This is a genomic window from Nonomuraea ferruginea, assembly GCF_039540635.1.
GTDB classification, from domain to species: domain Bacteria; phylum Actinomycetota; class Actinomycetes; order Streptosporangiales; family Streptosporangiaceae; genus Nonomuraea; species Nonomuraea ferruginea.
Genome location: NZ_BAABFD010000010.1, coordinates 42,575 through 62,307, shown reverse-complemented (window position 1 = coordinate 62,307; position 19,733 = coordinate 42,575). Strand labels below are relative to the sequence as shown.

The following is a 19,733-nucleotide window of genomic DNA, read 5'->3' as shown; positions in this document are numbered from 1 at the left end:
CCTGTCAGGCAGTGGTGTTGACCTAGTTGTGATGTGGTTGTCGCCTGGTCATGATCCCCTCTTGGATTTGCGCAGTAATATCCACAATGGTCAGATTTGATCAGGAATCACTGCTATCACATCGCCGATCGCCTTCACGTGGTGAATGGGGGGCTCCTGTGCGGTTCGCCATCTTGGGCCGGCTCCAGGTCGAGTGCGGGGACGAGTCGGTCGAGATCACACGTACCAGGCGATCGCTGCTGGCGACACTGTTGCTGGCCGGCTCCGACGGGATCGTCGCTGAGACGCTGATGCAGGCGGTCTGGGGTGATACTCACGGCCGAGAGAACTCACTGAAAACCGCCTTGTCGCAGCTTCGTCAACTGCTCCCGGGACGCATTCCGTCCGCACGCAACCATGGGTACCGCATCGTACTGCGCCCGGAAGACAGTTTCGACCTGACGGAATTCCGGCGGCTGGTCGAGGAGGGCCGAGCCCAGATATCAACTGGTGATCAACATGCCGCAGTCGCCTCATTACGAAGGGCATTGGATTTATGGGGCGATCCTCCCTTGGCCGACGTACCTGAGGACCCCCTCCGATTGGCGACCTGGCGGCAAGAACTGCTGTGGGAGCGCAAGGTCGCGCAGCAGGATCTCCTGAAGGCCCGATTGAACACGGGCGAGCACCATCAGCTCCTCGGCGACCTCCGCCGGGAGCTGGCTGAGGACCAGCTGTCGGAGATGCTCAACGCGTTGCTGATGACCGCCCTGTACCGGGCGGGATACCGGGTGGAGGCGCTACGGCACTACGACGGCCTCGTGACACTGCTGGCGCAGGAGACCGGCGCGGACACAGGGGCCAGGCTGCGCCGGCTGCGTGACGAGATCGCCAACGACACCCTCGATCTCCGGACTCTGGACGAAGACGAGCAAGTTACCCCCGTCACCACATGGGGAGCCGGAGGACTGCCTCCGGCGCAGCTGCCACCGGCGGTGAGCGACTTCACCGGTCGCGCGGCGGAAATGGAAGAACTGGCGCGATACCTGCGCACCGCCGGACAGACCGGTCGCGTGCCCATCGCCTCCATCAGCGGCCCTCCAGGGGTGGGCAAGTCCGCCCTGGCCCATCAGGTTGCGCACCTGCTGCGCCCGCACTTCCCGGACGGCCAGGTGTACGTGCATCTCGCCGGCATGTCTGATCAGCCGCGGGAGACCACCGATGTGCTGGGGGAGGTGCTGGCCGCGCTGGGGGTCGAACTTGGGCACGTGCCCGCCACCGTCCCCGGTCGCACCGCGCTCTACCGCTCGGTGCTGGCCGGCCGCCGGGTTTTGGTGGTGCTCGACGACGTGTCCGGCATGCACCAGGTGGATCCACTGCTGCCCGGTACGCCGGGATGCGCGGTGATGGTGACCAGCCGCGCGCAGCTGGTCGGCGGAGCCGGGATGCGGATGGTGCGGCTGGAACCTTTGTCACCGGAGGAGTCGCTGAGCCTGTTGGGCGAGATCATCGGTGCCAAGCGCATTCAGTCCGACGCGGTCGCCGCCGCCGACATCGTCGACGCCTGCGGCGGGCTCCCGCTGGCCGTGCGGATCGCCGGTGCTCGGTTATCCGGACAGCCGAATTGGCCGCTGGCGACGTTCGTCACTCGGCTGCACAAGCGGCTGCTGAGCATGCTGCGGGCCGACGGCATGGCGGTCGAGGCTGGCATCGCCGACAGCTACGAGTCTTTGCCGGATCCCGAAGCGCGGGTCTTCCGCTTGGCGTCGCTGCTGAGGCCGGGCGGGTTCGCCGGCTGGGAGGTGGCCATGCTGGGAGGCGGGGACGTCGACGACGTCGAGGAAGTCCTGGAGCGCTTGAGCCGCCGCAGCCTGCTGTCCATGGTCGGGGTGGATTCGCTGGGCCAGCCGCGCTATCGACAGCATGACCTGCTTCGCGTCTTCGCCGCCGCGCGCCTGGCCGAGCAGCTCAACGAGCGCGACCGGGCCATCCACCGGCTGATGCTGGGCTGGCTGGAGCTCGCCAGCCTGGCCGACGAGCAGATCGCCCGGGAACCGCATGACCCACCTGTCATGGTGCTGGGCATGGTCATGTTCGCGCCGTCGGATGTTCGCCAGTCGATCGTGGACGACGCCGACGGTTGGCTGGCGACCGAGGTGGCCAATCTCTTGTACGTGGTCCGTATCGCTTGCGAGCACGGGCAGCAGCGCCTGGCGATGGGGCTGGGGTTGCGCGTGACGTCCTACCTGTATCGCGAGAGCCGCCATCGCGAAGCCGCGGACATGTGGCGGCTCCTGCTGCAGAGTTTCTCGCCCACAGACGTGCGCTTGACCGCGGAGGTGCGCCATCGTCTGGCCGCGTTGATCATGCAGGGTCCGGGCGGGGCACAGCGGGCCTCACCGCTGCTGGATGACTGTGTGCAAGCGCGGGAGAGTAGCGGAGACCTTTTTGGGTTGGCGCGTTCGCTGGCGTTGCGAGCAGTGTGCCGCCGCCAGCTCTCAAGTGGCCCGGATCACTCCGCTCTGCTGAGCGCGGCCGAGGCGGACGCCGGCCGAGGGTTGCGCATCGCCCGCGACATCGCCAACCCTCACGCCGAGCTGGTCTGCCTGAGAGCGATGGCCACCGTGCTCAGCGCCTGCGGCGACCATGAACGGGCGCTCGCCTTGGGCCGTGAGGCGGTGGTCGTGGCGGAGCAACTCGCCGAGCGACCGCAGGATCGGTCCTACCTGCGGCTGGCACTGCAGACACTGGCCATGCTCATGCTCAACGCCGGTCGCGCGGAGCCCGCGTTGCGGTTGAGTGAGCAGACGCGCGAGCTGAGCGCGGAGCTACTACACCGAGCCGGGCAGGCGCGCGCGCAGGAACTGGCCGGTGACGCGCTCGCCGCGCTGGGCCGCCGTCAGGAGGCCGACGAGCGATACAAGGACGCGGCCGCGGTGTTCGAGGCGGACGGGGGAGCGGAGGACGCCAAGCGCTGCCGGGCCAAGCTGGCCGAATAGCGCCGCGACGCAGCATCCGTGATGAGCCCGGGTCAGTGACCGGATGGTGGGCTCGTCCCGGCAGGCTGACTGTGCGCCGCCTTGGGCGCGGCGCCGCGAACCGGGTTCTCGCCAAGGCTCGTGCCCGCCACGGCAGAGATCTTTTGCTGGCGCAAAACATCTTGCCGCGGCAGGCACCACCCGATTTGCGCGCCTCGCCCACGGCGGCGCTGTGTCTGCCTTGCCGGGACGGGCTCCACCACACGGCCAGCTCTCACCTCGGCAGCCGATCAGATCCGCCGCGCCCACGGGGCGCCGGCCGAGGAAGGGCCTCACGCATGGACATCCAGGTCAGCATCACCGGCAGGATCGCTTTCCCGCCCCGTTTCTTCCCCGCCAAGGGTGACTCGCCCGCCATGTGGTCGGCCAAGCTGGAGGTCAACGGGCCTCCTACGCCGGGCCGAGACGGCGCCTCGTACGTGCCGACCCGGCAGGTCGAGGTGGTCACCTACGGGGTCGCGGCCATCCGCGCCGGCGAGTCCTACCGCAAGGGCCACCTGCTGGTGGTCCAGGGCTGCGACATGGTCGCCCGGAGCTTCGAGTCCAAGGACCGCGCCGGTCACGCGACCATACGCAGCATCATCAAGATCACCGCCACCGCGATCGGTCTGTGCTCGCGCTACAGCATGGTCACAGAAAGTACCAGCCCCTCGCAGATCAGCGCCGCCTCCCCGCGCATGGTCCAGGGTGCATCCGCCGCCGACGAGGCCCAGCCCGCCGCTGCCGCGGCCTGAGCCACCCAAGCCGAAGAGGCGCCGGCATCCCTCCCCGCCGGCGTCTCTTCGTTCCTCCCGCCGCCTGCTCTGCCGGGTCCTTCGTGCACTCGCCTGCGCGGAAGGGCGGGCGGCGGGAGCCCTCTCTTTACTTCATTCCGATGGGAGTCATTGCCCCATGTCCATCACCACCGAAGCCCGCGAGCCATCAGGTTCCGCTCCCAAGACCGTCGAGACCACTCCGGAGGTGAACCTCGAACCCGATGCCGACCTGGAACTGCCGGAAGAGTTTCGCCTGGCGCGGATCCCGGTGAGCCAGCTCGGCCACTTCCCCGACAACGTGCGGGAGAACTACCACATCACCCAGGAATTCTGCGCCTCGCTCAAGGCTCAGCTGCAGGTCCCGCTCACGGTCATCCCCATTCCGGCCGACTACCAGCGCGGCGAAGGAGAAGAGGAACACCGCTGGTGGGTGGTGAAAGGCAACCGCCGCCTGGAAGGCGCCATCACGATCAAGTTGCCGAAGCTGCTGTGCCTGATCGACCTGACGAAGGCCGAGGACAAGGCGAGCCTGCTCGTCAACCAGGTCGTTGAGAACGACGACGACTTCCGCCTCGGCCTGACGCCTTTCGAGCAGTCCCGCGCCCTGTTCATGGCTCACCAATTGGGCGCCACCCGGACCGAGATCCGCAAGCGCACCGGCCGCACCCGCGAAGAGGTCGCCCAGGCGATCGCCGCGGGCAAGCTGTCGGAACCCACCCGCCGTACTGCCCAGGCCATGGAGTACGCCTGGACGCTGGACGAGCTCGCGCTGCTGGACGAGTTCGACGGCGACCAGGAGGCCCTGGACCGGATCGATACGTACATCTCCAGCTGGGGGCACACCGGCCGGCACGCCATCGAGCGGGTGCGCCGGGAGCGCCAGGAGGCGGCCGCGCACGACCGGGTGCTGGCCAATCTCGCCGCTGCCGGCATTCCGGTGACTGAGGACGAACCGGCCGGTGCCGTCCGGCTCAGCCGACTCGTCAGCGCGGTGGAGGGTTTCGACCCTGAGCAGCACACCGACTGCCCGGGCCGCGGGGCGTTCTTCTACACCTTGCGCCCGGAACAGCCGGAGCTGTACTGCAGCACCCCCGAGCGGCATGGCTACACCCCGCCGCCGACCATCACGCTTCCGCGGCCAGCCAAGGCCGAGGATGACGGCCCGTCCCGCAAGGTCGTCGTACAGGGCAACCGGGCCTGGATGGCGGCCGCGACGGTTCGCCAGGAGTGGCTGGCCATGTTCTTCGCTCGTAAGAGCGCGCCCAAGCCGGTCGCGAGGTTCGTCACCCGGATACTCAACGACATGCCGGCGCCGGTGCGCGACAAGCTCGGCTCAGCTCCCTTGTCGACGCTGTACGGCAAGCTCGGTGGGCCCGCGGACCTGGAGGCGGCGCTGGCCACCGCGGCTCCCGGCCGGTTGGCCATGCTGCAACTGTTGCCGATCGCGGTGGCGTGGGAGTACCAGATGAGCGAGGCCTCCGCCGAGTGCAAGAACACCTGGCGCGAGGGTCGCTACAGCCCCTGCTCGACCGCTGACGCCGCCGCCTGGCTGCGGTTCCTGGTCAACCAGCTGGGGCCTGAGCTGGGGGAGAAGGCGTACGCGCCGGCGCCCATCGAGCGGGCCCTGATCGACGGCACTCCCTACCTCGGCGACACGCCCGCCGCCATGGAACCGGTCACTGCAGGCCGGGAAGACGACGATCCTGCGGACTCAGCCGTGGACCAGAACGTGTCCGCCGTCGCGGACGATGCGCCCTCACCCGAGCACGGCGTCACCCTCACCGACGTCCCGGAGCACGACGACGCCTCCCACCGTGAACTTCCGGATCCGGAGGCGGCCGATGGCGCGGATGACGTCATCGCCGACGACGGTCTCCAGGCCGCCTGACAACGAACGGCGGCTGCTCTGGCCGCCCATTCCAACCGAGTTTCGGCCTTCCCGCCAACGATGCGAAAGGACCTGACATGACCTGTACCGACACGGAGGTCCGGTGACCATGGCCAGCCGTGGATTCATCGGCTTCGTGGCCGACAAGACCGAGAAGATCGCCTACAACCACTACGACTCCGAACCGACTGGAGTGGGCCTGATCGTGCTGGCATGGCTGCGCACCGCCGCCGAGGCGCCGGACGCGCTGCGTGGGCGCGTCGTCGCGCTGCGGGTGGTCACCTCCGGCCGGCCCACTGCAGGCGATATCGAGCGGTACCGCGAGTACGCCGACCCGTACGTCTCGTCCCACGTGATCACCTGGGTGGAACTGCTCTGGAAAACCCAGGGCGACCCCGAGGCGATGCTGCGAGCAGGCGTCATCGACGACGCCTCCTCCTACCCCGTGGACTACTCCGAGTGCGAGTGGGGCTACATCATCGACCTCGATACCCAGGTCTTCGAGGTATACCGGGGCCGGCAGGCCGCCCCGCACAACCGTGGCCGCTTCGCCACCCGGCCGCACCCCGACGATCACTATCCGGCGGCCCTGGTCACGGGGTGGCGGTTCGACCAGTTGCCGAGCGACGAGGAGTTCCTCACCGCCCTATAAATCCCGCACCACCTCATCTGGTCCCGGCCGCGCGTTCAGGCGGCCGGGACCTTCCCCTTTCCACCCACCTCCACGAATGGGGCGACCCCTGTGAGTTCCGCATCCGCACCCACGCTGACCACCCGCAACGCGAACCTGGAAGACCTCGTCGACCTGCTGCGCCATCAGCAGGCGCACAAGGTCGACGTCGTGGCCCACAGCCACCAGATCCGCGCCGAAGGCACCCGCCTGCGCATCAGCACGGCGCCGTTGCTGTCGGAGCGCGGCGTCACCACCACCGCAGGGCTCTACATGCCGACCGGGGTGTGCGACCAGGGCCTCGCAAGCAAACTCGGCATCCCGCTGCCGTACCTGCGCCGCCTGCGTGAGCACAAGCCCGACCTGTACGACGCGAACATCAACGGCTGGCTGGCTGAGGCCGACCGGCGCTTCCTCGTACGCGGACTGCGCGGCAACGGCGGCCATGGCGTCGCGCGGGCGTTCCTGTCCGACAGCTACCGAATCATCGACAACTTCGACGTCCTCATGGCGGCCCTGGACGGGGTACGCCAGAGCGGAGTGCAGGTCCAGATCGACGGCTGTGACCTGACCGAACGGCGCATGTACGTCCGCGTGGTCTGCGAGCAGGTCCGAGCCCTCGCCCCGGACCTGCTGCGCGACTACCGCAGCCCGTTCACCGGCGAGCGCGGCACCGACAACCCGGTCGTGTTCGCCGGGTTCGTCATCACCAACAGCGAGGTCGGCGAGGGAGCGTTCACCATCGTGCCGCGCCTGCTGGTGCAGGTCTGCCGCAACGGCATGACCATCAACGCCGACGCGGCCCGGCACGTCCACCTCGGCGGCCGGATGGACGAGGGAGTGGTGCGCTGGAGCGCCGACACCCAGGACAAGAACCTGGCCCTGATCACCGCCCAGACCCGGGACGCGATCACCACCTTCCTCGACCTCGACTACGTACGCGCCAAGCTCGATCAGATGGCACGGCTGGCCGGTGCCCGCGTCACCGACCCCGCCGCGACGATCGAGCAGGTGGCCAAGAAGCTCTCCTACTCCGAGGAGCAGCAGCGGCAGATCCTGTCCCACTTCATCCAGGGCGGCGACACCAGCGCCGGCGGCGTCATGCACGCCGTCACCAGCGTCGCCCGGACCCTGCCGGACGCCGACGCGGCGCACGAGATGGAGGGGCACGCGGTGCGCGTGCTGCACCTGGCCGCCGGCGTCTGAACCCCTTGTCTCCGCGGCCTCCGGTCCGTCTTCCCTCTCCGGGACCGGGGGCCGCGGTTCTCCTTTCTTCCGTACTCCTCCTGATTGGAGGCCATCTGATGTGTCTGTCTGATCTGCCAGGCCCGCGCCCTTTGCCGGTGCCGCGCGCCTCCCGAAGACGGGACGCCGGCGGTACCGGGCTCGGCCTGCCGATCGCCCGGCAGATCGCCGAAACCCACGGCGGCACCCTCACCATCGAAGACAGCCCCCGAGGCGCCCGATTCGTCCTACGCCTGCCCGGCAACACCACGCCCCCCGTGGAGCACACCCGCTGGCTCGCCAGCCCCTGATAGCCAAGCCTCAGTGCGTTGTCGGCCGGGGACCGGACCGGGGGCGGAGGCCACGCCCGTGACAGTACGCCGGGACCCCAACGCCGGGACGGGGGTTACCACCATCGAGGTGACGGTAGATGGCGGCGCGGCTGACGCCGAGCCGGTTGGCGATCTGCTGGACGGCGTAGCGGCGCTTGCCGTCATCACCCTTCGTCTCATACAGCGCGCGGGCCATCTCCACGCCGTGGGAGTCCAGGGCCAGTGGGCGCCCGCCGACGCGGCCGCGTCGGCGGGCCGAGGCCAATCCTTCGAGGGTGCCCTCGACGATGAGTTCGCGGAGGAACTCGTCGAAGGCGCCGCACATGTGGAACTGCAGGCGTCCACCCGGCGTGGAGGTGTCGATGCCCTGCTTTGGTGCTACCGCCGTCGTTCTTCACAACCTGTGGGGACGACTACCCCCGCCGACGTGTGGGTATCCGAGGCCTAGCGGTTGCGGCGCCCTGGGCGCTGACCTTCCTGGAGCGCCGCTGATGCCCATCGTGAAAGAACAGGTGATTGACATGGCGTCACAGGCAGGTGACTCGTGACAGTATCCGAGATCGACTACGAGGCGGTATTCCAGGCGCTGCCGGGCGCGGTGGCCCTGTTCACCACGGACCTGGTGTACGCCGACGTCAATGAGGCGTTCTTGAGCATCATGGGGCGCACCCGTGACCAGGTGGTGGGCCGCCACCTGTCTGATGCCTTCCCCGACGACCCCGGCAACCCTGCTTCAACCGGGATGCGCAAGCTGCGGGATTCGCTGCGGTGGGTGGCCGCCACCGGGGAGCGCGACGCCATGACGCTGCACCGCTACGACGTGGAGTACCCGGATCGGCCCGGGGTCTGGGAGGAGCGGTACTGGAGCCCGATCAACGTCCCCGTCTTCGGCCCGGACGGGCGGGTGGCGTTGCTGCTGCACCGTGACGAAGACATCACCGAGCTGATCCGCACCCGCAGTGGCCGAGGCCGCGGAGGCCGGGTGACGGCATTGGAAGCCAAGCTGTACACCCAGGCGCGGGAATTGCAGGAGGTCAACGAACGGCTGCGCCAGGCCCACGCCTGCGAACGCGAAATCGCCCTCAGCCTGCAACAGGCGATGCTGCCGGCACACGAGCCGTTGAGACATCACCGTGCAGCAGCGCGCTACCAACCGGCGGCCGAAGGACTGAACGTGTGCGGGGACTGGTACGACCTGATCGACCTGCCCGGCGACCGCATTGCGGCGGCCGTCGGCGATGTCGTCGGCCACGGCTTGGCCGCCGCGGGCGTCATGGGCCAACTGCACAGTGCCCTCAGCGCCGCTTCCCGCGTTTCCCGCGGTCCCGCCCAGGCCCTGGACGTCCTCGGCGTGTTTGCTCGCTCCGTCGACGGTGCGGAGTCGAGCACGGCGGCCCTGGCTATCATCGACTGCACCAACCACACCATCGCCTACAGCAGCGCCGGCCACCTTCCGCCTGCCCTGCTGCGCCCCGACGGCGTCGTGGACTTCCTTGACCAGGCCACCGATCCCCCGCTTGGCGCCCGCCCCGAGCACGCCCCCCGCCCGCAGGCCGAGACCACGTTCAGCGAGGGAGCCACCCTCGTGCTGTATACCGACGGGCTGATCGAATGCCGCCGCGAAGACATCGATGCCGGCCTGGCCCGGCTTGCCGACTCCCTCACCCGACATCAGGGCGCCGACCCCGAAACACTCGCCGATGCCCTCCTGATCGACCTGATCCCACCTGCCGGTACCACCGACGACATTGCCCTGGTCATCCTCCGTCTGTAACTGAACCCTGACGAATCGACACCTACAACCGGCTCCTTCGCCCCGCGGTCACCGGGTGGGACCAGGACGTCTGCAGCCGACATCGTGACGACCAGGCCCGCCGGCGTGTGGTCGCCTCCTGCCGGCACGAGACCACGATGATGGCGCTGAGCTCGATCCCCGCCGTCGCCGAGAGCAGCGCGCGCAGCGCCGCCTCGGCCGCGCCGTCGTCGTCGGGCACGAGCTGGTCGACCTGTTCCAGCGCGGCCAGCACCTGCTCCTTGCTCGCCCCGGCTTCGGCGATGACGGCCGTCCACAGCGCCGCGGGGTCCAGGTCGGCGCCCGCCTCGGCGACCAGGTCGAGCTGCTCGATGAGCACCCGGCCCGCCCGCGACAGCAGCCGGGATGCCCTCTCCAGCTTCGGCAGCATCGTCAGCCGGTCGCCGGAGGACTTGCGGCGCGCCGGCGAAATCAGCCGCGAGGCCATCAGCAGCGCGAACAGGTCAAGCGCGTCGTCGATCGCCTCGGACTCCAGCGACCGGGTCACCGCCAGCATCGTCGCGGTCTTCCTCGGTTCGTGCAGCCGCGCCAGCAGCGGCGCCTTGCTGCCCGCCCCGTATTTCGCGAGCGTCTTCATCCGCCGCACCGGTACCTTGTTCACGCGCACCCGCCCCAGCCGGAACCGGGCGATGTCGTCCACCCGCTGCAGCGCCCGCGCCATCTCCGTGCCCGACTGCCGCTTGGGCGCCTGCCGCAGCCGCTCCAGCTCCGACATCCGCGCCCCCGGAGGGACGACCAGCAGCCCCGACAGGTCCCGCCGCAACGCCGGATCAGCGCGCTCCACCTGACGCGCCACCGTCGCGTACAGGCGCTCGTCGGCCTGCTCCCGGACGCTGGCCACCAGGCGCTCCAGCACCGTTACCCCAGGCAGCAGCACCCGGTGCCTGCGCAGCCACGCCACCGACTGATCGAACAACGCCGTCGGCCCCTCGGCATGCGTCCACGCCCGGCCGTGCAGGAACGTCCGGAACCGCCTCGCCAGCACCCGCCCCTCCCACGACTCATGATCATCAATGTCGTGGTAGCCGTAGGCGTCCCGGATCATCCACGCGTGCTCATACGCCGTCTTCAGCCGCTCGCCGTACCTCTTGACCTGCGAGGGATCGCCGATCCCCAGCTGCTCGGCCAGGTAGTCCACCACTGGCCACGGCACCGCCAGAGGATCCTCCAGAAACAGCCCCTTGTCACGGACCGTCCCGATCTGGACGGCCACGCCCAGGCGATGGGAGTCCTGGCGCGACTTGGCGATCACATCGCGATCGAACGCGTCCAGGAAGAAGAACTTCTCCAGATCCGACAGCGACGGCAGCTCCTCGAACGCCGTGTACGCCCTGACCTGGTCATCAGACAAAAACCCCACAGGCATGGGTGACAACGGTAGAGATGTCACTGATCACCGTCAAAGCGACGATCACGCCAGATGCCCGAATCTCAAGCAGAGACGATCACACACCGAAACCAGGCGTCACGTTCCGTCCAGGATCAATCTCAGCGCCAACGGCTGTTCCTGGGTTCCTCAACCCCGTCTACGGCCCGGAGAAGGAGGCGCTCGGCGTGCTGGCCATCGAGATCGAACTCGTCCCACCCGCCACTGCGTGACGATCACCACGTCACCGAGCCGCACGCTCAGGACAAGACAGGGCCCGCGCGCCGCGCGGGCCCTGCGGCATCCGGGGGGTCTTGGCATACCGACGGGCGGGAAGTGCAGGTCCAAGTGGTTGTTGCTCTCGCAGCAACGCCCGTTTGGGGCTCATGACACGTTTCTTACCGGCACCCCAAGGTGCAGCGTCAGCGCGTCGACCAGCCCGGCGTCGAGCGCGGAGCCGATCGTGGCGCCGCCGCCCATGAGGATGACGTCGAGGTCCTTGCCACTGTCCGACGACGCCGCCTCGGCTCGCTTGCGCGCGGCGGTGACGGCGTCGGGCAGCCCGGTGGTGATGAACGTCCAGTCGAGGCCGGTGAGCCGCACGGACTCCGGCGGCGCGTTCGTCACGACGACGAACGCGGGCTTGCCGACCTCGCCGGCGCCGTAGCCGACGTTGTCGTCCCAGCCTTTCGGCCCGTCGACCACGTCGAAGAGGTGACGGCCGAGGATGACGGCGCCCGAGCGGGCTGCCGCCTCGCGCAGGACCTGGCGGTCGTCGGGGTCGTCGGAAAACGCCCACGTGTGCAGGGCCTCGCCGCCGGTGCCCAGACCGTTGTCCGGGCTGGGGTCGGGCCCAGTGACGAAGCCGTCGAGAGAGACCGAGATGTCAGCGATGATTCGAGTCATGCCAGGGCAGACCCGATCCGCCGCCCGAACTCATCGCTCACGCATGAAGCGTGTGGCGGATGCGAACTCGATAGCACGACGCGCGAGGGCGGCACGTCGGACGTACAGCGGACGATCGCCCCCGACTACCTCAGAGGCGCATATGCACGGGCCAAAGAGTATGGGTGCGGCTGCTTCTGACAGACCGAGCTGATCAGGCGGATCCGGTGCCATCGTCGCTAGGGCAGCAGAACGGCGATCAGCTTTGCGACGCGATCCTTGATCTCTTCCCGGATCGCCCGCACGGCCTCGATGCCCTGGCCTGCCGGATCATCGAGCGTCCAGTCCTCGTAGCGTTTACCAGGGAAGACGGGGCAGGCGTCGCCGCAGCCCATGGTGATTACGGCGCCGGAGGCCTCGACCACGTCGATGGTGAGCGGATGGCGTGCGGATCGGTGCCGTAGAGGTTCTTGAGGTTGGCCAGCAGCGGCACGCTGGCGGTGAGGTGTGGGTGCGCTGGTCACGCTGATCGACCACAACCCGGACCCGACCTTTCAACCCCTGCTCTACCTGATGGCTACGGCGGTGATAGGCATGTCCGACGTGCCATACCCAGCAGATGTGCAGAAAGTTTTACGAGGTCGGCGCCGTGTGTGGCTGCGGCTGCATTCGGGAAGACGAGCTACGACCAGGTCGCTGCTTACCTGGATTTAGAGGTGATCCTGCATCTCCGGCGGCGCTGGCCTGCAGTGCCCGCCCGGGTAATGCGGACAAGCCCTGGCCCGAGGCGGGAATCACGCGTCCCGCTCGTCCCGCCAGCCGCCGGGTTCGGGATGGTAGCCGTAAGCGGCGGCCCGCACCGTGTCCTCGTCCTCCAGCCCGGAGCCGATCGTGCCGCCGACGGTGGCCAGCGAGCTGATGATCCAGGCCAGGTTCAGATAGTCGGTGAGATCGACCGGCCGCTGCAGGTTCTGTTCCAGCACGGAGGTGTCGATCAGCAGCGCTGCGGCGAGTGTCGTTCCGGCGAACAGCACCAGATAGGACACCGCGGCGGCCAGGGTGAGGGTGAGGATTGTGCCCAGGTTGAACAGCCGGGCCAGCTCAGCCGGTGTCTCCCGGTCTGGTTTCTCCCACAGGTCGTGCGCGATGATCAGCCAGGTCACCAGCGCGGTCAGTCCGAGAAGCATGATCACAGTGAGGCGGAGTCCGTCGAGCGCGTCACCCATCTCCCAGATGGTGTTGGTGGTGAGCGCGAACGCGGCCGTGGCGAAGGCGCCGGCCAGGAGTTTGGACAGGCCCAGCAGGGCGCGTCCCGGGCGGTTGGCCCGGATCATTCCGGTCAGCAGCCGCACCCGGCCGGCCAGCCGCGAGGCGACGTAGCCCAGTTCCCCGGCATCGGCCTGGCCGACCACTCGGTGAATGGCGGCGACCTGGCCGGCCAGTTCGGCTGGTGCCCGGCCGGTCGGCGGTACCCGTTCCTCGGAAGTGTCGGTGAGCAGCCGGCTCACGAGACCCGGGACGGCGGCGCGGAGCGCTCGCAGCTGGCGCAGCCCCAGCGCGGGCAAGGACACCGCCGCGACCCGGCGCCGGGCGGACGTATGCGCCACCAGCGGCACCCGCTTGGTGTGCAGCGGCAGGTCGGTCAGGCAGATCGCGACGTCCCACCGGGCGTCGGCGCGTCGGCGGGCGAGATCGTCGAGCAGCGCCTCGACGCCGCCGTCGCGGCGCGGCGCCACTTCACCCCAGCCAGCCCGGACGGTCCACCGCACCTGCTGGTCCACCTGCTCGGCGAGCCGGTCGGCCAACTCGGCGGCGAGCCGCGCGACCACCTGCGCCGGATAGTCCGGCGGGGTCGCCACGAGTCCGATGACGATCTCCGGCCGATGCTGCTCACTGATGGCCATGAGCGCTCCTCGCCGGTAGCCGGGTGGATTCCGGGACCGAATACCCACAGTCGCGCGGCGCATGCGTCGTGTATCGGGTGATGAAGATCTGGATGCGGCAGGTGAGGTAGGTGTCCACAGCGGGCACCGTGTCGCCGCTGAGGCGTTGATCCGGCGACGCTTGTCGAGGGAAGGGCGCCGCGAGATGGCGGCCCATGGCGCGCCCGCTTGGCCACCGCATCGTCGGGCTGTGGTTGTTTCATGCTGAGCGCTTGGTGGGGACCCGTTGGTCGGTGGGCAAGGTGTAGCGCCGGGTGGGGTCGAGCCGGGCGACGACGCTGTCGACGCCGGTGCGGAGCGAAGGGGTGGCCAGGGTGTGCCGGAGGATGTGGGCGGGCAGGGCGAGGCCGCCCGCTTGTGCAACAGCAGTCGCCGACGGCTTGGTCACGGGCGAGGGGGCCGTCGTTCGACGGCGCGAAGGTAGCGCTTCTGCTGGCGGGCATCCAGGATGCGGGGCGCGAAGCGCGGGGATGTCGTCGCGGCGCGTCACGGCGGGGCCGAGCCCGAGTTGGGTGACGACGTGTTCCGGAACGGTGAGGCAGGCGTTGACGGTGTCGGTGGTGCGAGAGCGCGGCGGGTTTCGCCGTCCAGCGGCCCCATGCCAGGGCCGCGCTGTAGGCGGCGTGGACCGCGATGTAGGTCTCCGCACCGCTTGGCTGCCCCGTCTCCCATGGCCTATTAGATCACCGTTCCGAGCCCTCGCTGTGACGGTCAGTGCTCGTTCGGACACTTACCACGCCCGGCTGTGGATTCAGGGGATGGTGATGAAGGCAGTGGTGTACGAGGGGCCGCGGCAGGTCAGGGTCAAGGAGGTGCGGGACGCGCGGATCGAGCGGCCGACCGACGTTTTGGCGCGGATCAGGTCGGCGAATATCTGCGGCTCGGACCTGCACATGTACGAGGGCCGGACCGACATCGAAGCCCGGCCGCTGGTTCGGGCACGAGAACCTGGGTCAGGTGGCCGAGGTCGGCGCCGGGGTGGACAAGGTCCAGGTGGGCGACTGGGTCGTCCTGCCGTTCAACATCTCGTGCGGGCACTGCAAGAACTGCGAGTGGCAGCTGACGAACTACTGCCTGACCGCTCAGCCTGAGCCGAAAATGGCCGGCGCCGCCTACGGCTTCGCCGACATGGGCGCCTACGGCGGCGGGCAGGCCGAGCTGTTGCGCGTGCCCTGGGGCGACTTCAACTGCCTGCTGCTGGGCGAGGACGCCGAGCAGCGCCAGACCGACTACGTGATGCTCGCCGACATCTTCCCGACCGGCTACCACGCCACCGAGATGGCCGGCGTGCAGCCCGGCGACCAGACGGTCATCTACGGTGCGGGCCCGGTCGGGCTGATGGCCGCCCTTTCGGCGACCATCCGAGGGGCGAGCAAGGTGATGGTCGTCGACCGGCACCCCGACCGGCTGCGGCTGGCCGAATCGATCGGCGCGATCACCATCGACGATTCCAAGGTCGACCCGGTGCAGGTTGTTCTGGACGAGACGATGGGGCTGGGCGCGGACAACGGCTGCGAGTGCGTCGGCTATCAGGCGCACGACCCCCGACGGCCGGGAGCAGCCCAACCTGACGATGAACCGGCTGGTCGCCTCGGTACGCTTCACCGGGAAGATCGGCAATGTCGGCGTCTTCGTCCCGCAGGACCTCGAGGTCGGTGACGAGCTGGCCAAGCAGCGCAAACTCGCCTTCGACTACGGCATGTTCTGGTTCAAGGGCCAGCACATCGGCAGCGGCCAGGCCCCGGTCAAGAAGTACGACCGGCAGCTGCGCGACCTGATCGCCGCGGGCAAGGCCGAACCGTCCTTCATCGTCAGCCATGAGCTGCCCCTCGACCGCGCGCCGGAGGCGTATGAGCACTTCGACAAGCGAGACGAGGGCTGGACGAAGGTCGTCCTGCACCCGGCGATGGCGGGGGCGGGTGCCTGACATGGCCGGAGAGCTGAACGGACGCCGGGTCGCCATCCTCGCGGCCGACGGGTGGAGCGAGTCGAGCTGGAGCGTCCGCGGCAGGCGCTGGACGACGCCGGCGCCCGCACCGTCGTGGTCTCCATCACCAGCGGCGAGATCCAGGCGCGCGACCATGACCTCGAAGACGCCGGCACCTTCACGATGGACCGGCTGGTCGGCGAGGTGTCGGTCGACGACTACGAGGCGCTGCTCCTGCCGGGCGGGACGGTGAACCCGGACAAGTTGCGGATGGAACCCGCTGCGGTGCGGTTCGTCCGGGACTTCGTCCAGTCGGGCAAGCCGGTCGCGTCGATCTGCCACGGCCCGTGGAACGTCGTCGAGGCCGACGCCGCGCGGGGCCGCCGGCTGACCTCGTGGCCGAGCGTGCGCACCGACCTGCACAACGCCGGGGCCGAGGTGGTCGACGAGCCGGTCGACACCGACGGCAACATCACCACGAGCCGGTCGCCCGACGACCTGCCGGCCTTTTGCGAGCGCATCGTGCAGGAGTTCGCCAGGGGCCCGCAGGCCACCGCCGCTGAACGTCGGGCGTGACCTCGTCGCTCACGAACGTGCGTCCGTCGCTGTCCGCGCTGGCACTGCTTTCGGAATGGGACCTGGTTGGGGGCGGGTGCCCGCGTGCCCGCTGCGAGGCCGGTCCAGGTCCAGGCGCTTGAGGATACGCCACACGCCCGACTTGCCGACGGTGGCGTCGTGGCACCGCTTCAGGTACAGCGCGACCACGATCTTCACTCGGCGATCTCGACGTCGGTGGCGTTCAGGCTCGTCCTGGGCCGCTTGGAGCGCGTCCGTAGGCCGTCGATGCCCTCGGCTCGGCAGCGCCGGTACCAGATGGAGTAGACCTGCCGGTTGATGCCGACGTACCGGCACGACATGGCGACGTTGCCGGTGACCTCCCTGCATGCCGGGTGACTGCCAGGCGCTGCTTGGCCTCATGATCGAGCGGCGGGCTGGGCTCACGGGACCTGGGCCGGAGACCCAGGACAGCCCGGTGTCGTCCAGCCCGTCGTGGACGGCCATCCAGACGACCTGCACCTTTCATGCCTGAATCCGCTGGTGTCACCCGTTTTGTCAGGGGCAAGAAACGGAGGACGCGGGGGGCGTCAGCAGACCGGGGGCCGCCCGCAGCATACGCACATACCACCAAAACCTGCGTTAGGACGCATGATGACCGACAAACTCGCCCGTGCGCTCGGGTGGACCAGCCTCGCGCTGGGCGCGGCGCAACTGGCGGCACCACGGGCCGTGACCCGCCTGTGCGGCGTCGACGACGCGCCAGGGGCCACGACCGTCGCCAGGCTCGTCGGCGGGCGCGAGCTCCTGCACGCCGCGCTGCTGCTCGGCGCCAAGAACCCTGCCCAGTGGGCGTGGACCAGGGTCGCCGGCGACACGATGGACCTCGGCGTCCTGGGCAGGGCCGCCGCCGGCCGCACCGGCGCCCGCCGCACCCGCGCCCTGGCCGCGCTCGGCGCCGTCGCCGGGCTCACCGCCCTGGACGCCGCCTGCGCCCGGGGCGGCACTGCCAAGACCAAGGGTCCGCTGCAGGTGCGCGCCTCCATCACCATCAACAAGCCCCGCGAGGACGTCTACCGCTTCTGGCGCGACCTGCAGAACCTTCCCACGTTCATGGTCCACCTGGACTCGGTGCGCACCATCAACCAGCGCCGCTCCCGCTGGAAGGCCAAGGGCACGATCGTCGACCTGGAATGGGAGGCCGAGATCATCGACGAGCGGGCCGGCGACCTCATCGCCTGGCGCTCGGTGCCCGGCACCGGCATCTCCACCGCCGGCCTGGTCAGCTTCACCGACGGGCCCGCGGGCCGCGGCACGGTCGTGGACGTCTCCCTGGAGTACGGCGCGCCCGGCCGCAAGCTCGCCGCCGCCGCCGTCGCCCGCATGTTCGGCGAGCACCCCGAGCAGCAGGTCCGCGACGACCTGCGCCGCTTCAAGCAGGTCATGGAGACCGGCGAGGTGGTCCGCTCCGAGGGCAGCCCCGAGGGCCACCGCGCCCGGCGCCAGCTCCATCAGCGTCCCGCACAGCCGATCGGAGGACGGGCATGAAGGCCAACGTGTGGGCGGGCCGCAACCGCCTGGAGATCCAAGACGTTCCGGACCCGCAGATCCTCAACGCGCGCGACGCGATCGTCCGCGTCTCATCGACCGCGATCTGCGGCTCCGACCTGCACCTCGTGGACGGCTACATCCCGACCGTCAAGAAGGGCGACGTGCTCGGCCACGAGTTCATGGGCGAGGTCGTCGAGGTCGGCCCCGGCGTGCACAACCTGCACACCGGGGACCGCGTGGTGGTGCCGTTCCCGATCGCCTGCGGCGCCTGCTTCGCCTGCGAGGCCGAGCTGTACTCGGTGTGCGAGAACTCCAACCCCAACGCGGGCATGGCCGAGAAGCTGATGGGCCACGCGCCCGCCGGTATCTTCGGCTACTCCCACATGCTGGGCGGCTTCGCCGGCGGGCAGGCCGAGTACGTGCGCGTGCCGTTCGCCGACGTCGGCCCCATCAAGGTCGAGGACGACCTGCCGGACGAGAAGGTGCTGTTCCTGTCGGACATCTTTCCGACGGGCTTCATGGGTGCGGAGATGTGCGACATCAAGCCGGGCCAGACCATCGCGATCTGGGGCGCGGGCCCGGTCGGGCAGTTCGCCGCGGCCAGCGCGTTCCTGCTCGGCGCGGACCGGGTCATCGTCATCGACCGCTTCCCGTACCGGCTGCGGCGAGTCCAGCGCACCGGCGCCGAAGTCCTCAACTACGAGGAGGTGAACGTGCTGGAGGCGCTGCGCGACATGACCGGCGGGCGCGGCCCCGACGCCTGCATCGACGCCGTCGGCATGGAGGCCCACCACCCGACTCCGGCCATGTACGCCTACGACCGCACCAAGCAGGCCGCCCGGATGGAGACCGAGCGCCCCTACGCGCTGCGCGAGGCCATCATGGCCTGCCGCAACGGCGGCGTGGTCTCCGTCATCGGCGTCTACGGCGGGTTCGTCGACAAGTTCCCGATGGGCACTGTCATGAACCGTTCGCTGACCATCCGCACCGGCCAGTGTCACGTGCAGCGCTACACCGAGCCGCTACTGCAGCGGATCCGCGCGGGCGAGATCGACCCGAGCTTCGTCATCTCGCACCGCATGCCGCTCAGCGAGGCGCCGCGTGGGTTCGAGCTGTTCAAGAACAAGCAGGACGAGTGCAACAAGGTGGTCCTCACTCCGTAAGCCTGCCTTCGCGGCCAGAGCCGGTTCCACTCGATTTCCTGGGTGGCCCGCCGCTCCGCCAAGGTGGCGGAGCGGCACTCGCATCGACGGTGAGCGGCGCAGGAAGTCCTCGCGTACGGAGACCGGCCCCACGGCCTCGCCCTCGCCGGCAGCGATCAGGTGGAACGCGCGGCCTGGACGATCGCCCGCACGACGGTGCCGTAGCGCACCGACACCTGTGGGGCCGGGCCATCGCTCATCATCGAGGCATGAGGTTGCCAGCCCACGACCAGCCGGTCTCCGCGTGCGACGGCGAAGTCATTCATCTCGACGCGTTGCCGGCGCCGCAGAGTGGAGCACCTCTCCAGCCGGCCGATGACCGCGGCCAGCCAAGCCGCGTCCGCGCGGGCATGAACCGCGTGGTTCGCGGGCCAGTAGGCCGGGACCGTCTCGCCGAACCGCACAGGCGCCACGCCGGCGAAGATTCCGAACGGGGTGGCGCGGCCGCGCATTCGAGCCAGGTACCGGGCGAGCGTCACGATCATGCGCCGAACCTGGCCGGCGCTGGGGCGATGCCCTGCGCACACGGCGTTGACGCGGTTGGCGAACGCCGGGCTGGCCACGGTGACCGCTTCGGCGATGGACGGTTCAGCCCACACGCCGGC

Annotated in this window: 19 protein-coding genes and 2 pseudogenes; 13 read left to right on the top strand and 8 right to left on the bottom strand. The window is 69.3% G+C overall.

Annotated features, from left to right (window positions below; translation table 11 throughout):
* Window positions 1-158: 158 nt before the first annotated feature.
* From ABD999_RS19835 to ABD999_RS19810, 6 genes and pseudogenes are all read left to right on the top strand, one after another.
* Window positions 159-2,978: an AfsR/SARP family transcriptional regulator gene (locus tag ABD999_RS19835; protein WP_271277481.1), complete on the top strand. Its 2,820-nt coding sequence runs from the start codon at window positions 159-161 to the stop codon at window positions 2,976-2,978.
* Window positions 2,979-3,295: 317 nt separating this feature from the next.
* On the top strand, window positions 3,296-3,751 hold the full coding sequence (locus ABD999_RS19830) for a single stranded DNA-binding domain-containing protein (protein WP_271277482.1): 456 nt from the start codon (window positions 3,296-3,298) through the stop codon (window positions 3,749-3,751).
* Between the two features lie 157 nt (window positions 3,752-3,908).
* The gene (locus ABD999_RS19825) at window positions 3,909-5,660 is read left to right on the top strand and encodes a ParB/RepB/Spo0J family partition protein (RefSeq protein ID WP_271277483.1); all 1,752 of its coding nucleotides are present in this window, start codon (window positions 3,909-3,911) and stop codon (window positions 5,658-5,660) included.
* A 109-nt stretch (window positions 5,661-5,769) separates the two neighbouring features.
* Complete coding sequence (locus ABD999_RS19820) at window positions 5,770-6,312, top strand: hypothetical protein (RefSeq protein WP_345482821.1); 543 nt, start codon at window positions 5,770-5,772, stop codon at window positions 6,310-6,312.
* A 90-nt stretch (window positions 6,313-6,402) separates the two neighbouring features.
* Window positions 6,403-7,536 (top strand): DUF932 domain-containing protein, encoded by a 1,134-nt coding sequence (locus ABD999_RS19815; protein ID WP_271277485.1) that lies wholly within the window; start codon window positions 6,403-6,405, stop codon window positions 7,534-7,536.
* A 149-nt stretch (window positions 7,537-7,685) separates the two neighbouring features.
* Window positions 7,686-7,865 (top strand): annotated as a pseudogene (locus ABD999_RS19810) (ATP-binding protein); the annotation flags it as partial.
* Between the two features lie 10 nt (window positions 7,866-7,875).
* On the opposite strand, the gene ABD999_RS19805 reads toward ABD999_RS19810, so the two are convergent.
* A complete protein-coding gene (locus ABD999_RS19805) occupies window positions 7,876-8,250 on the bottom strand; it encodes a recombinase family protein (protein WP_345482848.1) in 375 nt (124 codons plus the stop codon).
* Window positions 8,251-8,430: 180 nt separating this feature from the next.
* On the opposite strand from ABD999_RS19805, the gene ABD999_RS19800 reads away from it, so the two are divergent.
* A complete protein-coding gene (locus ABD999_RS19800) occupies window positions 8,431-9,660 on the top strand; it encodes a PP2C family protein-serine/threonine phosphatase (RefSeq protein WP_271279912.1) in 1,230 nt (409 codons plus the stop codon).
* Window positions 9,661-9,682: 22 nt separating this feature from the next.
* Here the strand turns inward: ABD999_RS19800 and ABD999_RS19795 are convergent, their stop codons facing one another.
* The gene (locus tag ABD999_RS19795; RefSeq protein ID WP_271279911.1) at window positions 9,683-11,065 is read right to left on the bottom strand and encodes a DUF4158 domain-containing protein; all 1,383 of its coding nucleotides are present in this window, start codon (window positions 11,063-11,065) and stop codon (window positions 9,683-9,685) included.
* Between the two features lie 17 nt (window positions 11,066-11,082).
* Between ABD999_RS19795 and ABD999_RS19790 the strand changes: the two genes are divergently transcribed.
* Window positions 11,083-11,298, top strand: coding sequence for a hypothetical protein (locus tag ABD999_RS19790; protein ID WP_271279910.1), 216 nt, complete (start codon window positions 11,083-11,085; stop codon window positions 11,296-11,298).
* Between the two features lie 151 nt (window positions 11,299-11,449).
* Here ABD999_RS19790 and ABD999_RS19785 read toward each other — a convergent pair whose 3' ends face one another.
* The 4 genes from ABD999_RS19785 to ABD999_RS19770 all read right to left on the bottom strand — a co-directional run bounded on the left by ABD999_RS19785 (window position 11,450) and on the right by ABD999_RS19770 (window position 14,281).
* Window positions 11,450-11,971, bottom strand: a complete 522-nt coding sequence (locus ABD999_RS19785; RefSeq protein ID WP_271279909.1) for a dihydrofolate reductase family protein — start codon at window positions 11,969-11,971, stop codon at window positions 11,450-11,452.
* 218 nt (window positions 11,972-12,189) lie between these two features.
* On the bottom strand, window positions 12,190-12,375 hold the full coding sequence (locus tag ABD999_RS19780) for a low molecular weight phosphatase family protein (RefSeq protein ID WP_378525276.1): 186 nt from the start codon (window positions 12,373-12,375) through the stop codon (window positions 12,190-12,192).
* A 369-nt stretch (window positions 12,376-12,744) separates the two neighbouring features.
* Entirely contained in the window at window positions 12,745-13,854 is a 1,110-nt protein-coding gene (locus ABD999_RS19775; RefSeq protein WP_271279908.1) for a DUF2267 domain-containing protein, read from the bottom strand.
* Between the two features lie 238 nt (window positions 13,855-14,092).
* Entirely contained in the window at window positions 14,093-14,281 is a 189-nt protein-coding gene (locus ABD999_RS19770) for a hypothetical protein (RefSeq protein ID WP_271279907.1), read from the bottom strand.
* Window positions 14,282-14,850: 569 nt separating this feature from the next.
* On the opposite strand from ABD999_RS19770, the gene ABD999_RS19765 reads away from it, so the two are divergent.
* From ABD999_RS19765 to ABD999_RS19755, 3 genes and pseudogenes are all read left to right on the top strand, one after another.
* Window positions 14,851-15,552 (top strand): zinc-binding dehydrogenase, encoded by a 702-nt coding sequence (locus tag ABD999_RS19765; protein WP_271279906.1) that lies wholly within the window; start codon window positions 14,851-14,853, stop codon window positions 15,550-15,552.
* Window positions 15,467-15,820, top strand: a complete 354-nt coding sequence (locus ABD999_RS19760) for an MDR/zinc-dependent alcohol dehydrogenase-like family protein (RefSeq protein WP_271279905.1) — start codon at window positions 15,467-15,469, stop codon at window positions 15,818-15,820. The genes ABD999_RS19765 and ABD999_RS19760 overlap by 86 nt, the downstream gene beginning before the upstream one ends.
* Window position 15,821: 1 nt before the next feature.
* Window positions 15,822-16,396, top strand: a pseudogene (locus ABD999_RS19755) (type 1 glutamine amidotransferase domain-containing protein).
* Between the two features lie 194 nt (window positions 16,397-16,590).
* Here ABD999_RS19755 and ABD999_RS19750 read toward each other — a convergent pair.
* On the bottom strand, window positions 16,591-16,737 hold the full coding sequence (locus tag ABD999_RS19750) for a leucine zipper domain-containing protein (RefSeq protein WP_271279904.1): 147 nt from the start codon (window positions 16,735-16,737) through the stop codon (window positions 16,591-16,593).
* A gap of 289 nt (window positions 16,738-17,026) precedes the next feature.
* Here ABD999_RS19750 and ABD999_RS19745 point away from each other — a divergent pair, with 289 nt between their 5' ends.
* On the top strand, window positions 17,027-17,923 hold the full coding sequence (locus ABD999_RS19745) for an SRPBCC family protein (protein ID WP_271279903.1): 897 nt from the start codon (window positions 17,027-17,029) through the stop codon (window positions 17,921-17,923).
* Window positions 17,920-19,089: a zinc-dependent alcohol dehydrogenase gene (locus ABD999_RS19740; protein ID WP_271279902.1), complete on the top strand. Its 1,170-nt coding sequence runs from the start codon at window positions 17,920-17,922 to the stop codon at window positions 19,087-19,089. The genes ABD999_RS19745 and ABD999_RS19740 overlap by 4 nt, the downstream gene beginning before the upstream one ends.
* 155 nt (window positions 19,090-19,244) lie before the next feature.
* Here the strand turns inward: ABD999_RS19740 and ABD999_RS19735 are convergent, their stop codons facing one another.
* Window positions 19,245-19,727: a lantibiotic dehydratase gene (locus tag ABD999_RS19735; RefSeq protein WP_271279914.1), complete on the bottom strand. Its 483-nt coding sequence runs from the start codon at window positions 19,725-19,727 to the stop codon at window positions 19,245-19,247.
* Window positions 19,728-19,733 lie beyond the last annotated feature (6 nt).

Excerpts from the sequence above, each read along its gene's own strand:
- ABD999_RS19775 (WP_271279908.1), bottom strand. The coding sequence starts at position 13,854 with ATGGCCATCAGTGAGCAGCATCGGCCGGAGATCGTCATCGGACTCGTG.
- ABD999_RS19740 (WP_271279902.1), top strand. The coding sequence starts at position 17,920 with ATGAAGGCCAACGTGTGGGCGGGCCGCAACCGCCTGGAGATCCAAGAC.
- ABD999_RS19825 (WP_271277483.1), top strand. The coding sequence starts at position 3,909 with ATGTCCATCACCACCGAAGCCCGCGAGCCATCAGGTTCCGCTCCCAAG.
- ABD999_RS19795 (WP_271279911.1), bottom strand. The coding sequence starts at position 11,065 with ATGCCTGTGGGGTTTTTGTCTGATGACCAGGTCAGGGCGTACACGGCG.
- ABD999_RS19760 (WP_271279905.1), top strand. The coding sequence starts at position 15,467 with ATGAACCGGCTGGTCGCCTCGGTACGCTTCACCGGGAAGATCGGCAAT.
- ABD999_RS19820 (WP_345482821.1), top strand. The coding sequence starts at position 5,770 with ATGGCCAGCCGTGGATTCATCGGCTTCGTGGCCGACAAGACCGAGAAG.
- ABD999_RS19745 (WP_271279903.1), top strand. The coding sequence starts at position 17,027 with ATGATGACCGACAAACTCGCCCGTGCGCTCGGGTGGACCAGCCTCGCG.
- ABD999_RS19750 (WP_271279904.1), bottom strand. The coding sequence starts at position 16,737 with ATGTCGTGCCGGTACGTCGGCATCAACCGGCAGGTCTACTCCATCTGG.
- ABD999_RS19785 (WP_271279909.1), bottom strand. The coding sequence starts at position 11,971 with ATGACTCGAATCATCGCTGACATCTCGGTCTCTCTCGACGGCTTCGTC.
- ABD999_RS19790 (WP_271279910.1), top strand. The coding sequence starts at position 11,083 with ATGTCACTGATCACCGTCAAAGCGACGATCACGCCAGATGCCCGAATC.
- ABD999_RS19830 (WP_271277482.1), top strand. The coding sequence starts at position 3,296 with ATGGACATCCAGGTCAGCATCACCGGCAGGATCGCTTTCCCGCCCCGT.